This is a genomic window from Corynebacterium cystitidis (assembly GCF_900187295.1).
Taxonomy (GTDB): domain Bacteria; phylum Actinomycetota; class Actinomycetes; order Mycobacteriales; family Mycobacteriaceae; genus Corynebacterium; species Corynebacterium cystitidis.
Genome location: NZ_LT906473.1, coordinates 1,225,658 through 1,243,697, shown reverse-complemented (window position 1 = coordinate 1,243,697; position 18,040 = coordinate 1,225,658). Strand labels below are relative to the sequence as shown.

Sequence of the window (18,040 nt, the reverse complement as noted above, 5' to 3'; positions counted from 1 at the left end):
CAGACTGATGGAACCCCAGAATTATTCGCGAAAACTATTTTTTACTAGTGTTCGAGCTTTCCTCTTCGGATTCGCGCACAGGGATAATAGTGCGTGCAGCGGTCTTTGTCATCTTTGCCTGGAGTTTTTCCAATGGGCCCTGTCCAACTGCAGCTTGCCACAGCATTGCAAAAATAATAGCGACGGAGAGCTGCGTCATTAAGAACGTGATCTGTAGCTTAGAGACTGGTACGAAAGCCAGAAAGACTAGATGTGCAACGTAGAGTGTTAGCGTCATCGAACCTGGCGCGCTAAAGATTTGCAGAGTGCCCCGGAAGAATCGCTCAGCGATGAGGAACGCACCAAGCGCAGCGACAGCAAGACTGCCTTGAAAGAAGACGGAAAACACCGTGTTCGAGTGTGGGGCGACGGATACCTGCCACCACCAAGTAGTTGGCGGTAAAGCCCCGCCGTTGGAGAGCAGATGAATTATCTCTTTCGATGATTTACCGGGAGTAGCATCCAGCAACCGGTCAAATACTCCTGCAAAATCGATTAGAAGGTTCGAGGTGATGTACAAGAACCCGCCGATGCTGAGTCCGTACACGGTGAGTTTGACTTGGACAGTGAGATTCCGCAAATCCAATCGCCCGATAGCCATCCCAAGGAGAACGTACGCCAACCACGTGCAGGTCGGATAGATTCCGATTAGCAATAGGTCAACTATGGATGAAGTAGGCTCCATGACGAGCCCGGCCGTAGTCAACGTTGCAGTGGAGTCTGTACCTAAGAATGAGAGTGCGGAGGCATGGACTACCGGGCCTAGAAGGCCGACACTTATCGCCCAGCCAAAAAGTGGCTTGGCGTTAAGCCCTAGGAACGGCACCGCAGCGAGAAAAAATACGCCGTAGTAAGGCAAAATGTTGAAAGCATCAAAGTCCAAATAGTTAAGCACACTGCCGATGAACAGTAAAAGCACCCCGCGGAACGCAATCATCCAACGGTCTCGGGCCAAGCGTCGCCCTGAGTGGATCTTGGACATCCCGGTGATAATCGCAAGCGATACACCGGCTAGCAGGGCGAAGAGCGTGGCTGACTTACCTGAAAAAAGTATGTTAGCTGAAGAAGGATAGTCGGAATAAAGTCCTGTCGTGCCCAAGGTATGGACGGCGATCATACCAAATAACGCGAAACCTCTGGCAGCGTCGATACCGTAGATGCGGGACTTTTTTACCCCGTCTAGTGGGGGTTCTGATGAGGGGCCGTTCCAAGGCGTGCGGCTTGCTCGCTCGCCGGGAGCAGGGTGATGGCCGGCGACAATATTTGATTCTGGAACATAGCCCTCAGCAGAAGTGCGCTCTGGGGATGATGCAGTCATCGTGATACCTCCATTATGTTGTTCTCGCTAAATCGAGCGTGAGTAGTGCTTTTATCTCCAAAATGTTGGTCTGAGGTGGAGGCAGAGACCGCTAGATCAGCAGCGGTGTACTTGTTGCTGAGCGTCAGTGAAATTGGGTTGCCCTCCCACAAAGTATCGGAAGGAACCTGGTCTTGGCGCAGGACCAATGAAGCTGGCCCGATTGTTGTGCGTTGGCCGATGCTGGCCCCCGGCAGGATGAAACTATCCGGACCTAGGGTGGAGCCTGTGGCCAGAGACACGGATTCAAGCGACATTACGCGGTCGTGGAAGAGGTGCGTTTGGAGAACAGTTCCGCGGTTGACCGTCGAATGATCCTCGAGCTCGATCAAATCGAATTCTGGAAGCCACCACGTCTCACACCACACGTCTTTTCCAATTTTTGCCCCCATCAGGCGCGCCCAGATGTTAAAGAAAGGGGTTCCTAGGCTAATGGCAATCAAGGTGGGGACGGCGAGCACTTCGTTGAAGTTGTCGGCTAACTCGTTGCGCCAGACAAAAGAGGAATGCAGTTCCTTCTGGCCGACACGGAACTTGCCGACGAGGATCCATTTCGCGATTACCGGGATCAGGGATGAGAAGGTGAAACCAATGAGGATGCATGGCACGGAGGCAGCAAGGGCCAGTAGTAGGCTTCGCGTGTTCTGGCCACCTTCGACGTAGACGGTGGTCATCGCGTAGACGATGACCGTGTCGATCCAGAAGGAAATGACCAGAGCGAAAACTCTTAGGCTCTCGAAAAAGGCACGTCCGATGCGACGCTGGAATGTGGGGCGGTAAGTAGCAGACGCTTCGCCTATTTCTTTTTTGCGTGGAATCATCGTAGGGGTTCGGCCCATCCATGAACTTCCTGGTTCAGGCTTGTAGGGCGACGTGGACAAGGCGGCTAGGAGTGAGTCGCCTGCGAGATCGCGATCAGCGCCGATGATGGCGGAATTGCCGACAAAGGATTTCTCGCCGATAAACGTGGAGCCGATGTGGACCCAGCCACGACCGTAGCGCGGTGCGCAAATCATCACATCATCAGCTAAGAAAGCATGGTCAGAGACGTGAGTGAGATGCGGGATGACTACCACAGTAGAGATCTCTGTGTCCTTGCCAACTGTGGCGCCACACATGCGCAGCCAATATGGGGTGAGCCAGGATGCGTAGATGAAGTAGGTCGACTCCAGAGAATTGGCCATAAGAGTTCGGGTTAGCCACAGGGCCCAGGAGGTCACGGAGCGTGCCGGCCAGAATCCTGGCCGGATAAACAGAGCAAGCATCCGGACGGTGAAAGCGACCAGGCTCAACCAGCACACGATAGAGGCGATAACAACGGGGATCGCCCACACAGCAAGGGAGACGAATACTGCACGATAGTCGAGTTCATCAAGAACCCCAGTGGCGGTCATAAAAACAACAGCTACCGGAGCGATGGCGAAGATAGGAAGGACGTTGACCAGGAGCATGCCTAGTGAATAAAGCACGGTGTTGATAACGCGACCAACAGCTCCTAAATTAGGAGTTTTGTCTGGGTCTTCTTGGGGCCAATTTTGGTTCGAAGGACCCAGATATCGCATTGGAGCGCCTTCCCACATTTCCCCTTCACCGATTGCCCCTTCGACACGTGATCCGGGGAGAATTTCAACGTTTCTTTCGAGAACCACATTGGGAGACACAAAGGAGCGGGTTCCGATACGGCTGTATTCACCAACGAAGATCGTGCCGATGTAGAAATTGTCACCCTCAATCCAGTATCCAGACATGTCCACTTCGTCTTCAATGGCGACGTGGTCTCCGAGTGTCACCAGCCCGACCAGTGAAAGGCCGGAATTGAGGGTGACATTCCGTCCGATCTTATTTCCGAGCATACGGTAGAAAAATTGTGCAAAAGGAGTACCGTCGAGAGTGTCGTGACTTTGGAGGTTGAAGAAGCGTTCAGCCGCCCAGACCCGCAAATGAACCCAACCGCCTTTGCGGTAGGTACCCGGTTTGATCCCGGCGGTGAGCATACGCACGATTCCCGCAGTGACAAAGATCTTGCCGAACGGAGCATAAAACAATAACCAGGCAATAAACAACGGAATAAACGGTGGCTGCGGAACCCAGGCGGCGTGGAAGACGACTGAAAGAATCCAGACGATGATCAACGCAGAAGTCGCGTATCGCAATCCGATAGTCGCCACCATAAACACAATCCACAGTGCTTGGAATATTTTCCCCCAAAAGGGCATCGGCTGGGGCATTTCTCGCTTTTCGCCGGTTGCCTCGAGGGTATGGAGATAGGCGTGCATCTCAGCCAAGGTTGGGTTGGCGTACAATTCGCCGATATCTGCCGTCGGGAAGTCGTGGCGCAGCTCGGTGACCAAGTGTGCAATGGCAATGGACGAACCACCTAGTTCAAAGAAGTTAGACTCCTGCGCCAGAGGCATTGGGCCTAACTGACGGCGCCATGCCTCAGCTAGTGGCCCCATCTCGGGTGGGAGGTTGGATTCGCTGGTGCCGTCAAACGGGAGAGGCCAGGGTAGTGCTTTTCGGTCAACTTTGCCGGACGTCTTCGTCGGCAAGCTATCCATGACATGTAAGACTGGGACGATACCTCCCGGCATAGTCTCAGAGAGCTCCTCGCGTGCTTGGTGGAGATCAATTTCTTCACCCGGTTCTTCGACGAGGTATCCGACGAGGACGTCGTTGCCAGCTTCAGTCTTGTTCAAGCGACAAGCTCCAACGCTAACATGTGATAGGGCGTTGAGCTTGTCATCGATCTCGCCGAGTTCCATGCGACGACCAGCGAACTTGATTTGGTCATCAACACGGCCTTGGAAGATGAGTCCATCGCGTTCGGCTTTAACTAAGTCGCCAGTGCGGTAAGCACGTTCCCAACCGACACATTCCATGGGCGCGTACACTTCAGCATCTTTGGCAGGATCTAAGTAGCGACCGAGCCCGACTCCGCCGATGATGAGTTGGCCTGACTCACCCCATCTGACTGGTTTCTCGTCTTCATCGACCACGAGCAGTTTCCAACCGGGAACAGGGCGACCGATCCGGACTGGTGGTTCAGATGTCATCAGTTGGCCTGCGCCAATGACGGTAGCCTCTGTCGGGCCGTAGGTGTTCCAGATTTCGCGTTTCGGGTCTTCCAGACGGGCCACCAACTCGAGTGGGAGGGCCTCGCCACCGAAAATAAGCAGGCGAATGTTTTCTAAAGCTTCTTTTGACCAGAAAGAGGCAAGCGTGGGAACCGTGGAAATTGCACTAATTTGCTTGGCTGTTAGCCATTCATTGAGTACGTCGCCCGAACGGACGATATCGCGGTGAGCACAAACCAGCGTTGCACCAGTCCGCCATGCCAGCCACATTTCCTCACAAGAAGCATCGAACGCTACGGAGAGGCCAGCCATGACTCTATCGCCTGGCCCCAATGGGGCATCCTGCAAAAACATTTGCTGTTCGGCGTCAACCAATGCTGCGGCGGAGTGGTGCTGGATGGCCACCCCTTTCGGTTTGCCTGTTGAACCGGAGGTGAAAATGATCCAGGCATCGTCGTCCAGTGTAGGTGCCGAGGTGTCTACAGCGTCGATGTCGTGACTTTTGTGTTTTTCTATAGACAGGCCAGCGCCGAAGACGGCGTCAACATCTGCTTCCTCCCACACTGTAGTGGCCCGCGAATCTGGATCATCCCAATCCACCGGTACATAGGCCGCCCCGGCGAAAATCGCGGATAAAATGGCAACATAAAGATCCGTGGTCCCTGAGCGGACTCGGATGCCAATGCGGGCGCCACGACCAATCCCGAGTGAGTGGAGGCGCTCCACCTGACGGGTGACACGATCCTCTAATTCAGAGTAGGTGAGTGTTTCATCTTCGGATTCAAGCGCAACTGAATCCGGGTAAGCCTCCATGGTTGCGCGGGCAATATCGACAAGTGTGCGCTTCTTCGGTTTGCTTTCGGCACCGAAGACAGCGAAGTCTGGGTGATCGTTAGGTGTGAATTTGATTGGATAATCTGCATCGGCCAAGGCTTACTCCCAAATTGATCCTGAGAATAGTATGAAGATACTGATATGCAAAAGAATCTAGTTCCAACCCTTAAAAGTACATGAGAATCAATTGTATTGAAGTCTTATAATACGCTTTTACAGAATCTTTAGAGCGTATGTTCAGTCTGAAGTGTAAAAGTGGAGGCGTGTCAGGATAGGCACATGGAATTTTTAAGTAAATGAGTTATCGAGGCCCTCAATTCAGGGCGGGGTGTGGGCCTAATGAAAGTGTGAAGCGGTTGAGTGGGATGGATTCTGTTGCCGGAAGATTCCAAACTCACAGGCCGGGGGAGCTGGGCAGGTCACAGGCCGCCAGGATGCATAATTTACACAAATGTGCATAAATGCTATAGTGGCTTGCATGACTCTCAAGGTAGCAGTAGCAGGAGCGACAGGATACGCAGGCGGAGAAATCCTGCGTTTGCTGCTTCAACATCCCCAGTTTCTGGCTGGCAAGCTTGAGATAGGTGCCCTGACTGGAAATTCCAACGCTGGTCAGAAGGTGACCGATCTCATGCCACACTTGCCGCAGCTGGCAGATCGCGTCATCGATTCCACAACCATTGAGGTTCTTGATGGGCATGATGTGGTTTTCTTGGGTCTGCCACACGGGTTTTCTGCGGAAATCGGAGCAGCGCTTAGCGACGATACCCTCGTGATTGACTGTGCTGCGGATTTTCGTTTGAAGAACGCCGACGATTGGGAGGCTTATTACGGTTCCGAGCACGCGGGTTCATGGACGTATGGTATCCCTGAGATGCCAGGACACCGCGAGCAGATCGCCAGCGATAAGCGAATTGCGGTGCCAGGCTGCTTCCCAACTGGGGCAACACTGGCAATTTTACCTGCTGTTAAAGCCGGAATTGCTGAGCCGGATATTTCAATCGTGTCAATCACTGGTGTCTCCGGCGCGGGTAAAAAGTCCTCAGTCGCCATGTTGGGGTCTGAGACGATGGGCTCTCTCAAGGCCTACAATACGGCGGGCAGGCACCGCCACACTCCAGAGGTTGCCCAGAATATCGCTGAAGTTACTGACAAAGATGTCACTATAAGCTTTACCCCGGTGCTGGCTCCTTTGCCCCGTGGTATTCTCACCACGGCGACGCTGCCGCTTGTTGGCGACGTGACTGAAGATATGGCGCGTCAAGTGTACGAAGGGTTTTACTCAGCGGAGCCATTTGTACATGTTCTTTCTGCGGGTGCACAACCTCAGACCCAAAACGTTGTCGGATCTAATATGTGTCACGTACAAGTTGAAGTAGATATTAAAGCCCGAAGACTGCTAGTAACTAGCGCAATCGACAACCTCACCAAGGGAACCGCAGGGGCAGCAGTGCAGTGCATGAACATTGCTCTCGGTTTCGATGAAACAGCAGGTCTTCCCCAGGCCGGCGTCGCCCCGTAAGGAGAACTTCAATGGAGCATACTGGTGTTACCGCAGCGCAAGGATTCAGTGCTGCGGGTGTCACGGCTGGGATCAAGGCTTCAGGCAAGCTTGACATGGCCGTAGTCGTGAACAATGGGCCAGAATACAACGCCGCCGCCGTCTTCACCCGCAACCGTGTGGTCGCCTCACCTGTGAAACTGAGCCGCACAACGGTAGCCGATGGGCAGCTTCGCGCTGTGGTGTACAACTCCGGCAACGCCAATGCGTGCAACGGCACACAAGGAGATACCGACGCGGCTCTGATGCAAACCCGGACAGCGGATCGCTTAGGCATTGAGAAGCACGAGGATGTCGCAGTATGTTCGACTGGGTTGATCGGTGAGCTGCTACCTATGGGAAGTATCTTGTCTGGCATCGATCAATTTAACGACGCACTCGGTTCCGACGCTGAGCATGGCACGACTGCAGCAAAAGCAATCATGACCACTGATACTGTTCCGAAGCAAGCTGTGACGCGGCGTAATGGCTGGACTGTTGGTGCCATGGGCAAAGGTGTTGGCATGATTGCTCCGTCGCTGGCGACAATGCTCGTGTGCATCACCACGGATGCGTCGGCAAGCCCCGAAGCCTTGGATGAAGCTCTTCGTCAGGCAAGCTCAGTAACGTTTGACACCCTTGACATCGACGGTTCAACATCTACCAATGACACGGTGATTGTGATGGCCTCGGGTGCGTCAGGTGTCAGCCCGACGCAGGCTGAACTTAATGAAGCGGTCCACGCTGTTTGCCTCGAGATCGCCCAACAAATGCAGGCAGACGCAGAAGGCGTAACCAAGCGCGTCACCATCACCGTCGAAGGCACCGACTCTGATGCAGAGGCACTCAACGCGGCGCGCACCCTCGGCCGTGACAACCTGTTCAAATGTGCAATGTTTGGTTCCGATCCAAACTGGGGGCGCGTGCTGGCTGCGGTGGGCATGGCTGACGCAGCGATGAACGCAGACCAAATTTCTGTCTCCTTCAACAACCAAGTCGTTTGCAAGAACACGACCGGTGTTCCTGGTGCCCGTGACGTGGACTTGAGTGGAGAAGATATCGACGTCCGTGTTGATCTTGGCACGGGTGGAGAAGGGACAGCAACCGTACGCACCACGGATCTCTCGCATGCCTACGTAGAAATTAACTCGGCGTACAGCACCTAGCGAGATACGGCTAGGTTTTTGAAAATGTGAGGACAATGATGCAGGACATGATGAAGACTTTGACCAGTGAGGTCAGGGCAAACGTTTTAGCTGAGGCACTGCCATGGCTCATGCACTTCCGCGATAAGATCGTGGTAGTGAAGTACGGTGGCAACGCCATGATTGACGAAGATCTCAAAAAGGCTTTCGCCGCAGACATGGTATTTTTGCGCACGGTTGGCGCTAAGCCCGTGGTGGTGCACGGTGGTGGTCCACAGATTTCAGCGATGTTGAAACGAGTCGGCTTGGAGGGCGACTTCAAAGGAGGTTTCCGTGTCACCACACCTGACGTGATGGAAGTGGTGCGCATGGTGCTGTTCGGCCAAGTTGGGCGTGACCTTGTCGGCTTGATTAATAAGCACGGACCCTACGCCGTGGGCACCTCTGGAGAGGACGCCGGACTGTTTACCGCTGAGAAGCGTTATGTCGACGTCGATGGTACTCAGACTGATATCGGTCTGGTGGGAGATATCGTCGACGTGAATCCTGATGCCGTCATGGACATTATTCACTCGGGACGGATCCCAGTGGTATCCGGGATTGCGCCCGGCACTGACGGGAACGTGTACAACATCAATGCAGATTCCGCTGCTGGTGCACTGGCTGCGGCTCTTGATGCTGAGCGTCTCTTGATTCTTACCAACGTCGAGGGCCTGTACACCGATTGGCCTAACCGGGACTCGCTGGTGTCCAAGATTGTGGTGGACGATTTAGAAGAGCTGCTGCCGAGTCTAGATGCCGGCATGATTCCCAAGATGGAGTCCTGCCTCCGGGCGGTCCACGGTGGGGTCAAAGCAGCGCACGTGATTGATGGCCGGATTGGGCATTCCGTGTTACTTGAGCTGCTCACGATGGGCGGTATTGGCACGATGGTGCTTCCCGACGAATACGAGAGTGATGAGTATCCAGATGGCACCGTTTTCAGAAAGGATGTGGAGTAATGAGCAACGCAATAAACGTGTGGGGCGATGTCCTGATGAATACCTACGGAACTCCGCCCATTGAACTTGTCTCTGGCAGCGGAGCAATAGTCACCGACGCGGATGGTAATGACTATATTGATTTGCTCGCCGGCATCGCAGTTAACGGTCTTGGGCAGGGACACCCCGCCATTGTTGAAGCAGTCACGGCCCAGATTGGCCAATTGGGCCACGTGTCCAATCTGTTCGCATCAGCACCAGTGGTTGCAGTAGCAGCCGAGTTAAAGAAACGTTTCGGTGATGACAGTGCCCGCATTTTCTTCTGCAATTCTGGAGGCGAGGCGAACGAAGCCGCGTTCAAACTTGCTCGGCTGACTGGGCGTGGCCGTGTGCTTGCTGCAGAGCATGGTTTCCACGGCCGCACGATGGGATCCCTCGCGCTGACCGGGCAGCCGGATAAGAGAAAGCCGTTTGAACCACTGGCACCGGGTGTTGAGTTTTACCCTTATGGTGATATCGAATTCCTCACCAAAGCTGTTGCTACTAATCCATCTGGTGTCGCAGCGATCTTTCTTGAACCCATTCAAGGCGAAACCGGTGTTATTCCAGCTCCGAAAGGATTCTTGAAACAGGTGCGTGACCTGTGCGATCAGCACGGAATTCTCATGATCGTAGATGAAGTACAGACTGGTATCGGCCGTACCGGTGACTTCTTCGCGCACCAACACGAAGGCATTGTTCCTGACGTGATCACCATAGCCAAGGGCCTTGGTGGCGGGCTGCCAATTGGTGCGTGCTTGGCTCGTGGTAAGGCAGCACAGCTATTTGGCCCTGGCTCACACGGCACCACTTTTGGTGGGAATCCCGTGACTTGTGCTGCCGCAAGTGCAGTTCTCGATGTGGTCGACGAGGGTTTTGTGGCTGAGGTGCGGCGCAAAGGTGAAATGTTTGCTAAACAGCTCCGAGGAGTTGATGGCGTAACGGACGTGCGGGGGCGTGGCTTGATGCTTGGAGTGGTCGTCGACAAGCCAATTGCTAAGCAGGCAGTCACCGAAGGTTATAAGCATGGCGTGATTCTTAACGCACCATCCGACACCGTTCTGCGATTGACTCCTCCACTTGTCATCACTGATGACGAGATCACCCAGGCCACCCAGCGCATTGCTTCGACCCTGGCTGCAGTGGCAAGCACAGCAAGCACCGAAACCGAAGGGAAGTAATTATGCCACGACATTTTCTGGCAGACGATGACCTCACCCCAGCCGAGCAGGCCGAGGTTCTTCAACTTGCGGCCCAGCTAAAGAAGGAGCCGCTATCGCGTCGCCCACTTGAGGGCCCGCTGTCCGTGGCGGTGTTGTTTGATAAGACGTCGACACGCACCCGCTTTTCCTTCGACGCGGGAATCGCGCACCTGGGAGGGCACGCCATTGTGACCGAAACAGGAAACTCCCAGATGGGCAAGGGGGAGACCTACCAGGACACTGGTGCAGTGCTGTCGCGCTTTGTTGAGGCAATTGTGTGGCGGACCTACGCCCATCAGAACCTGCTAGACATGGCAGAAACAGCGACGGTACCCATTATCAACGCGCTGTCGGATGACCTGCATCCTTGTCAGATCCTCGCGGATTTGCAAACGGTCATCGAGAACTTGTGCCCCGAGCAAGGCCATGCGGGGCTGAAGGGGAAGAAGGCCGTGTACCTGGGCGACGGCGACAATAACATGGCAAATTCATACATGATCGGGTTCGCTACCGCCGGCATGGACATCTCGATCATCGGTCCCGATGGGTTTTTGCCAAAACAGGAGTTCATCGATCGAGCACAGGCGCGTGCCGACGAAACCGGTGCCAACGTTGTGGTTACCTCTCAAATAGAGGAGGTTGCTGGGGCAGACGTGGTGATCACCGATACCTGGGTGTCTATGGGTATGGAACACGATGGCAAGGATCGTCGTACCCCGTTTCTGCCTTACCAAGTCACCACCGACATCATGAACCTGGCAGGCAATGATGCCATCTTCCTGCACTGTCTTCCCGCGTACCGTGGTAACGAGGTTACAGCTGAAGTGATTGACGGGCCTGCGTCACGTGTCTTCGATGAAGCGGAAAACCGCTTGCACGCGCAGAAAGCTCTGCTGGTTTGGCTGTTGGAGAACCAGTAAATGTCGGCACCAGTTTCACGTACAGCGCGTCAAGGAAAAATCCTTGACTTGCTGAACACTACCCGGGTGCATTCCCAGGTTCAGCTTTCTGAATTGCTCCTGGACGAAGGCATTGACATCACCCAAGCGACTTTATCGCGGGATCTAGATGAACTCGGGGCGAAAAAAGTCCGTCCAAGCTCTGGAGGAAGATCCTATTACACGGTGAGCCTTGTCGAACAGAACCTTGCTGAAGCGTCCTCGGGGCCACGGGACAAGCTGCGCCGCATGTTGGAAGAATTGGTGGTGTCCGTAGACTATTCCTCTAATATTGCAGTGTTGCGGACCCCGCCCGGTGCCGCCCAGTACCTAGCTAGCTATATCGACCGGGTGGGACTTGACTCCGTAGTCGGCACGATTGCAGGTGATGACACCATCTTTGTCCTCGCCCGCGAGCCTATCACCGGCAAGGAGTTAGCGGGCCAACTTGCGGCGACACCAGAACAACAACCGCACTAGAACCAAAAAATGACAAGATGGGGCGACAAACACTGACTGCTGCAAACCCGGTACTCTAAATAGCCGAGACTGGGGAGGTGGCGGTAGCTGTCGCCTAAGCCACATAGTAAGACTTTGATTTCACAAGGAGTTACACATGACTAATCGCGTAGTATTGGCCTACTCAGGCGGCCTAGACACCTCGGTAGCAATCCCATACCTGGCCGAAATGACTGGCGGCGAGGTTATCGCCGTATCGCTCGACTTAGGTCAAGGCGGCGAGGATATGGAGTCTGTTCGCCAGCGCGCGCTTGACTGCGGTGCCGTTGAGTCCGTCGTCGTAGACGCTAAAGACGAGTTCGCAGAGGAATACTGCTTGCCGACGATCAAGGCAAACGGTAAGTACATGAAGCAGTACCCACTGGTCTCCGCGATTTCTCGCCCGTTAATCGTGAAGCACCTTGTAGAAGCTGCGAAGGAGTTCGGTGGTACTCACGTCTCCCACGGCTGCACCGGTAAGGGCAATGACCAGGTTCGTTTCGAGGTTGGCTTCATGGACAATGACCCGAATCTGGAGATCATCGCCCCAGCTCGCGATTTCGCCTGGACCCGTGATAAGGCAATCGAGTACGCAGAGAAGATTGATCTGCCCATTGAGCAGTCGGCCTCTTCGCCATTTTCTATCGACCAGAACGTGTGGGGTCGCGCTGTGGAGACTGGTTTCCTTGAAGACTTGTGGAACGCTCCCACCAAGGACCTGTACGCCTACACTGAAGATCCGGCGCTAGGTAACGCCCCGGACGAGGTTATTATCTCCTTCGAGGCTGGTAAGCCGGTTGCCATCGATGGAAAGTCTGTCACCGTGCTGGAAGCTATCGAAGAGATGAACCGCCGCGCAGGCGCCCAGGGGGTTGGTCGCCTGGACATGGTGGAGGATCGCCTGGTGGGTATCAAGTCTCGTGAGATTTACGAGGCACCTGGTGCTATCGCTTTGATCACCGCACACGAGGCTCTCGAGGACGTGACCATTGAGCGTGAGCTGGCCCGCTATAAGCGCTTGGTTGAGGCACGTTGGTCCGAAGAAGTCTACGATGGTCTCTGGTTCTCTCCGCTAAAGCGTTCCTTGGATGCTTTCATTGAATCTACTCAGGAGCACGTCACCGGCGATATTCGTATGGTGTTGCACGCTGGTACCGCAACTGTGAACGGGCGCCGTTCTAACCACTCCCTGTATGACTTCAACCTGGCTACCTATGACACTGGTGACACCTTCGATCAGACTCTGGCCAAGGGCTTCGTTCAGCTGCACGGTTTGTCCTCCAAGATCGCGAACAAGCGCGACCGCGAAGCAGGTCAGAACTAATGCAGCAGCACGGGACTAATGAAGGAGCTTTGTGGGGTGGTCGCTTCTCCGGCGGTCCCTCCGAGGCGATGTTCGCACTGAGTGTGTCTACCCACTTCGATTGGGTTCTTGCACCCTACGATGTTCTGGCATCGAAGGCTCACGCAAAAGTCCTGAACCAGGCTGGCCTCCTTACCGACAATGATTTGGACATCATGCTGCGGGGTTTGGAGCAACTGGGCAAGGATGTCGCTGACGGTACCTTCCAGCCTGATCCGTCTGACGAGGATGTCCATGGTGCGATGGAGCGTGGTTTGATCGACCGTGTTGGCCCAGAGATCGGCGGTCGTCTGCGCGCAGGCCGCTCCCGTAATGATCAGGTGGCCGCGATGTTTCGTATGTGGTTACGTGACGCACTACGCGATGTAGCGCTAGACATAGTCGATCTGATCGACGCTTTAGTTGCTCAGGCCAAGGCTCATCCTGACGCGATCATGCCGGGCAAGACCCATTTCCAGGCGGCCCAACCGATTCTTCTCGCTCACTCACTGTTGGCTCACGCTCAACCGTTGTTGCGTGACCTGCAGCGGATCCAGGATCTAGACAAACGCCTGGCGGTTTCTCCGTACGGTTCTGGTGCGTTAGCGGGCTCCTCGCTCAAACTCAACCCAGAAGCGATTGCCGAGGAACTTGGTTTCGATTCTGCTACCGACAACTCGCTGGACGGAACTGCAAGCCGCGACTTCGCCTCAGAAGCTGCTTTTGTTCTTGCTCAGATTGGCGTGGATCTTTCTCGCTTTGCGGAAGAGATTATCGCATGGTCCACTCCAGAGTTTGGCTATATTACGCTGCACGACGAATGGTCAACTGGTTCGTCAATCATGCCCCAAAAGAAGAACCCTGACGTCGCAGAGCTTACCCGTGGCAAGTCGGGCCGTCTGATTGGCAACCTTGCTGGACTTATGGCAACACTGAAAGCGCAGCCAATGGCATACAACCGTGACCTGCAGGAAGATAAGGAACCTGTGGTTGACTCGGTTAACCAGCTCAAACTTTTGCTTCCGGCAATGACCGGGCTGACTGCTACCTTGGTTTTCCACGAAGATCGAATGCGCGAGCTCGCACCTCAGGGGTACACGCTCGCCACTGATTTAGCAGAGTGGATGGTGCGTCAAGGTGTGCCGTTCCGCGAAGCTCATGAGGCTTCCGGCGCATGCGTCCGCATCGCTGAGCAGCGTGGCGTTGACCTGGTAGATCTCACCGATGAGGAACTCAAAAGCGTCGATTCTCGTCTTACTCCTGAAGTGCGTGAAGTCCTCACCATTGACGGTGCTGTGGCATCGCGTGACACCCGTGGAGGTACGGCTCGTCCACGAGTGGAAGAACAGCGTGAGCGTGTGGAAAAGGCTGCGGCGGAGTACCGCCAGTGGGCACTTATTCCGGTCCGTTAGTAATATTTATACAGGTAGAGGGGTTGCACTTGTGTCTGAATAGTTGTAACGTCCAACAGTGTCATGAGTGCAGCAAAACACGCAAAGAAGGACGAACGGTCGCGCGTTCGCTCAATTTTCTTGGGCATTTCTCTAGTTATTGTCGCTATAGTCGCAGTAGTAGTGGGGCGAAATATTCCGCTACTTGGTGGCGGTCAAACCACAACGCTATCTGGAGTGATTGGATCGGAGAAACGCCCTTTTTTTGAAGATGAGGACGTGATCAAACGTCTCCGAGAGATTGGTTTCAGCGTTGATATTAGAACAGCCGGCTCAAGGGAGATCGCAGAAAAAATCGACTCCAGCCAGGTAGACTTTGTCTTCCCGTCGTCGGAGCCAGCCACTGAAAAGATCTTGCGGACGAACGATGACTTTCACGCTACTTACCCCTTTTACTCGCCAATGACGGTGGCTACATTTCAACCTATCGTCGATGTTCTTAAGCGTGAGGGCATGGTTCACGAACGGGATGGGCTCCCAGTGTTAGACATGAAAAGTTTTGTCGAACTTGCCTCCGCAGGTTCACGATGGCGAGAACTTGGCGATGAATTTCCTTCTCCTCGTTCAGTGCAGATCCGAACAACCGATATCCAGACTTCTAACTCCGCCGCAATGTACCTTGCGATTCTTTGGTGGATATTTGAGAACGAAGACCCAGATTTTGACGGGAGTTCCGTGACTGAAAAGATTATTCCCTTTTTTGTGAACCAAGGTTTCACGTCTGCTAGTTCCGCAGCGCCTTTTTCCGACTACCTTAGCCAAGGCATCGGGGCTGCACCCATGGTGTTGGTCTATGAAGCACAATTCCTCGAAGAAGCTCTGAACGATAATTCTCGATTGGCGGATGATCAAGTGTTGCTTTATCTCGATCCTACCGTTCAGGCGAAACACGGGATCGTAGGTATCACCGAAGGTGGTAGGGAACTCGCACAAGTGCTGGCTACCGATGAAGAACTACAGAAGCTTGCAGCAAAGCATGGGTTTCGCACGCAAGACCCGGCGGTGTTCGCTGAAGTGATGGAGAAATCCGGTCTAAATCCTCCCAGCGATTACGTCGCATCAGTAGACCTACCTTCATATGATCAGTTAGAAAACTTAATTGCTACTGTTGGCGAAGTCTATGGTGGTGGGGAAGGAGAGGTTGAGGAGTAATGATGAAAAGGCTGCTTGTAGCTATCCTAGCTGCTGTCGTTGTAGGTCTTACTGGATGCAGCGAGACGTCCGTGCAACTTCCAATTGGCGGTGGGGAACGCATGGATTTTGATCAGGAGCCACTGACGATAGTGGCGGCGACAGAGCTTAAAGATCTTGAGGGCCTTGTCGGAGAGGCTTCCGAGGACCTAGGGTTTCCAATCGAATTGGAATTTCCGGCAGGTACTTTAGCTAATTCACAATCTTTGAAGTCTGGCGAATTCGACGGCACTAAAGATGCTACTTGGTTCGCTACTAATCGGTACGTGGACCTGATCGGTGCCGACCACAAATTGGCAAACGAGACGAGCATCGCTACAAGCCCAGTCGCTTTCGGCGTGTGGGAAGATGCTTCGCAACGTTTGGGGTGGAATAATCATCAGCCAACTTGGTCCGAGTTTGGGGAGGCAGCTGGTCGCAAAGAATTCAGTTTCGGGATGACTGATCCCAATTCGTCTAACTCAGGTTTCTCTTCGTTACTCTCAGTAGCAACGGCTCTCGCTGATACCGGACAAGCCCTATCGTACGAGGATATTGACCGGATTGTGGAGCCGATGGCTCAGCTGTATCAAGCACAAGAAATGGTTTCTGGTTCATCTGGATGGTTAGCGGATACATTTGTAAATAATCCGGGTGAAGTTGATGCCATCATTAACTATGAATCGAACCTGCATCAACTTCGAGAAGAAGGGCATCCAATCACTGTGATTGTGCCAGCCGATGGCGTGATTTCTGCGGACTATCCTTTGTCAACTCTAGCTCAACCGAAAGGCGCTCAGGCGGGACAGAAGGTAGAAGCACTCGTCGAATGGCTGATGGAGCATCAACAGGAAATAGCTAATACCTATCGCCGTCCCGTCGGCGAGGTTGATGAGCTGCCAGCACCGGTTAGAGAGCAGTTAGCCATTGAACTTGCTTTTCCTTCAGAACGCGGCATCGTAGAAGAACTACTTCATGTTTATAACAATGGTTTGCGCGCTCCAGGATCCACTACATTTGTGCTCGACACTTCGGGATCCATGGATGGTGAACGCCTTGACTCTTTGAAGGACATAATGCACTCATTGATTGACGGGAGTGCTTCTACAGAAACCGGTAATGTTGGGTTGCGGGATAACGAGCTGGTATCGTTGTTAGCGTTTTCTGATGAGCCTTATTCGTCTGTGACTGTAACTTTCGGGCATGATAATCCTCAATCGATTAGGGATCTATCCGCATACGTAGACGGTTTAGTAGGCGTGGGCGACACCGCGCTTTACCAAGCACTGTTGCAAGCGCTGGAAGAAGCCGACACTGATCACGGTATTCCCTCGATTGTTTTGTTGTCGGACGGTTTAGTGACGAGGGGGCCTGACTACCAAGGCTTCGTTGACGCTTACGGACATTTACCCGAGGAGATAAAAGACATCCCGGTGTTTATAATTCTGTATGGAGAAGCGAGCGCGGAAGAAATGGAGGATCTTGCGGAGTTAACAGGCGGAGCAGTCTTCGACGCGCTCAATGGAGATCTTCATGGCGCATTTAAGGAGATTCGTGGTTATCAATAGAATTTCTGTGTTCCACACTGTCTAAAATTGGGATTCCTGGTGGCTAGAAAGAACGTAGTAGGTCTGATCGCAGCGGCACTGGTTCTCGTCTTGCATGCAATTTTCGGGTTGGGCGCGTTTTGGATGTTGGCTGTTGCTGCTGCTTGGGGCGCAGGCTATGTTCTTACACCACCAAGATCACCAAAGGCGTTGAAAGCAGCTCCGCCTAAGTCTGTTTCGCTTGATCTGGAGACATCAATGAGAACCGCACTCGGCGTACTTGCGACAACTCGACCACCGCAGATCGTGACTGATAAGGCCCGAGAGCTTGACCAGAATGTGCGCTTTGTGTTAGCGGAGTGGGATGATCTTGAGGCCTATCCCGAGCATCAGCAGAGTATGTGGAACATTGTAAAGATCTATTTTCCTCAGGTCGTGGACACGTACCGTGACGCGCCGGATCCTAACCTGGACGCTGCGGTGCGTTGGTTCCTTGACTCGCTGAATACTTTGGTAGGTGCAGTAGCCAATATCAAAAAGGCGATTTTAGACAATAATGTGCGCGAGCTAGATTCGCATGCACGGACGCTGCGGTCTAAGTTCGGGAATCTTCCGGGTCTCAACGACACACCGCCCGAGATCAGCGGGTAAGATGAGCAACCATGAGTCTTGATCCGAAATTGCTTGAGGTGCTTGTTTGTCCGAAGGACAAGGGGCCATTGTCTTATCTGGAAGATGAACAGCTATTAGTCAATGATCGGCTGAATCTCGCGTATCGGATCGACGACGGCATCCCCGTCTTGCTTATCGACGAGGCTCGCAAATGGGTCGGCAACGACCAGTAACGCAGGCCTAGCTTTATCAATTTATCAATCCATCGTGTT

14 protein-coding genes are annotated in these 18,040 nt (G+C 53.7%); 12 read left to right on the top strand and 2 right to left on the bottom strand.

Features of this window, described 5'->3' with window-relative positions:
• Positions 1–34: 34 nt before the first annotated feature.
• Positions 35–1,357, bottom strand: a complete 1,323-nt coding sequence (locus tag CKV99_RS05840; protein ID WP_092260009.1) for a DUF418 domain-containing protein — start codon at positions 1,355–1,357, stop codon at positions 35–37.
• On the bottom strand, positions 1,354–5,400 hold the full coding sequence (locus CKV99_RS05835) for a Pls/PosA family non-ribosomal peptide synthetase (RefSeq protein WP_231910191.1): 4,047 nt from the start codon (positions 5,398–5,400) through the stop codon (positions 1,354–1,356). Before CKV99_RS05835 ends, CKV99_RS05840 begins: the two co-directional genes overlap by 4 nt.
• Positions 5,401–5,782: 382 nt before the next feature.
• Between CKV99_RS05835 and argC the strand changes: the two genes are divergently transcribed.
• The 12 genes from argC (at position 5,783) to CKV99_RS05775 (ending at position 18,001) form a co-directional block, all read left to right on the top strand.
• Positions 5,783–6,826, top strand: a complete 1,044-nt coding sequence (gene argC / locus CKV99_RS05830) for an N-acetyl-gamma-glutamyl-phosphate reductase (protein ID WP_092260007.1) — start codon at positions 5,783–5,785, stop codon at positions 6,824–6,826.
• A gap of 11 nt (positions 6,827–6,837) precedes the next feature.
• Positions 6,838–8,010: a bifunctional glutamate N-acetyltransferase/amino-acid acetyltransferase ArgJ gene (argJ, locus tag CKV99_RS05825; protein WP_092260005.1), complete on the top strand. Its 1,173-nt coding sequence runs from the start codon at positions 6,838–6,840 to the stop codon at positions 8,008–8,010.
• A 38-nt stretch (positions 8,011–8,048) separates the two neighbouring features.
• Complete coding sequence (argB, locus tag CKV99_RS05820) at positions 8,049–8,990, top strand: acetylglutamate kinase (RefSeq protein WP_092260133.1); 942 nt, start codon at positions 8,049–8,051, stop codon at positions 8,988–8,990.
• Positions 8,990–10,189, top strand: a complete 1,200-nt coding sequence (locus tag CKV99_RS05815) for an acetylornithine transaminase (RefSeq protein ID WP_092260003.1) — start codon at positions 8,990–8,992, stop codon at positions 10,187–10,189. The genes argB and CKV99_RS05815 overlap by 1 nt, the downstream gene beginning before the upstream one ends.
• 2 nt (positions 10,190–10,191) lie before the next feature.
• Entirely contained in the window at positions 10,192–11,130 is a 939-nt protein-coding gene (gene argF, locus CKV99_RS05810; protein WP_092260001.1) for an ornithine carbamoyltransferase, read from the top strand.
• Positions 11,131–11,628 carry an arginine repressor gene (locus CKV99_RS05805; RefSeq protein WP_092259998.1) on the top strand — a complete coding sequence of 166 codons (498 nt, stop codon included), beginning with the start codon at positions 11,131–11,133 and terminating at the stop codon, positions 11,626–11,628.
• 136 nt (positions 11,629–11,764) lie between these two features.
• Entirely contained in the window at positions 11,765–12,970 is a 1,206-nt protein-coding gene (locus CKV99_RS05800; protein WP_092259996.1) for an argininosuccinate synthase, read from the top strand.
• The gene (gene argH / locus CKV99_RS05795) at positions 12,970–14,400 is read left to right on the top strand and encodes an argininosuccinate lyase (protein WP_092259994.1); all 1,431 of its coding nucleotides are present in this window, start codon (positions 12,970–12,972) and stop codon (positions 14,398–14,400) included. Before CKV99_RS05800 ends, argH begins: the two co-directional genes overlap by 1 nt.
• A 63-nt stretch (positions 14,401–14,463) precedes the next feature.
• A complete protein-coding gene (locus CKV99_RS05790) occupies positions 14,464–15,591 on the top strand; it encodes a hypothetical protein (RefSeq protein ID WP_092259992.1) in 1,128 nt (375 codons plus the stop codon).
• A gap of 101 nt (positions 15,592–15,692) precedes the next feature.
• Positions 15,693–17,177 carry a vWA domain-containing protein gene (locus CKV99_RS05785; RefSeq protein ID WP_331712845.1) on the top strand — a complete coding sequence of 495 codons (1,485 nt, stop codon included), beginning with the start codon at positions 15,693–15,695 and terminating at the stop codon, positions 17,175–17,177.
• A gap of 39 nt (positions 17,178–17,216) precedes the next feature.
• Positions 17,217–17,807, top strand: coding sequence for a 3'-5' exonuclease family protein (locus CKV99_RS05780; protein WP_231910190.1), 591 nt, complete (start codon positions 17,217–17,219; stop codon positions 17,805–17,807).
• An 11-nt stretch (positions 17,808–17,818) separates the two neighbouring features.
• Positions 17,819–18,001, top strand: coding sequence for a Trm112 family protein (locus CKV99_RS05775; protein ID WP_092259990.1), 183 nt, complete (start codon positions 17,819–17,821; stop codon positions 17,999–18,001).
• Positions 18,002–18,040: the final 39 nt, after the last annotated feature.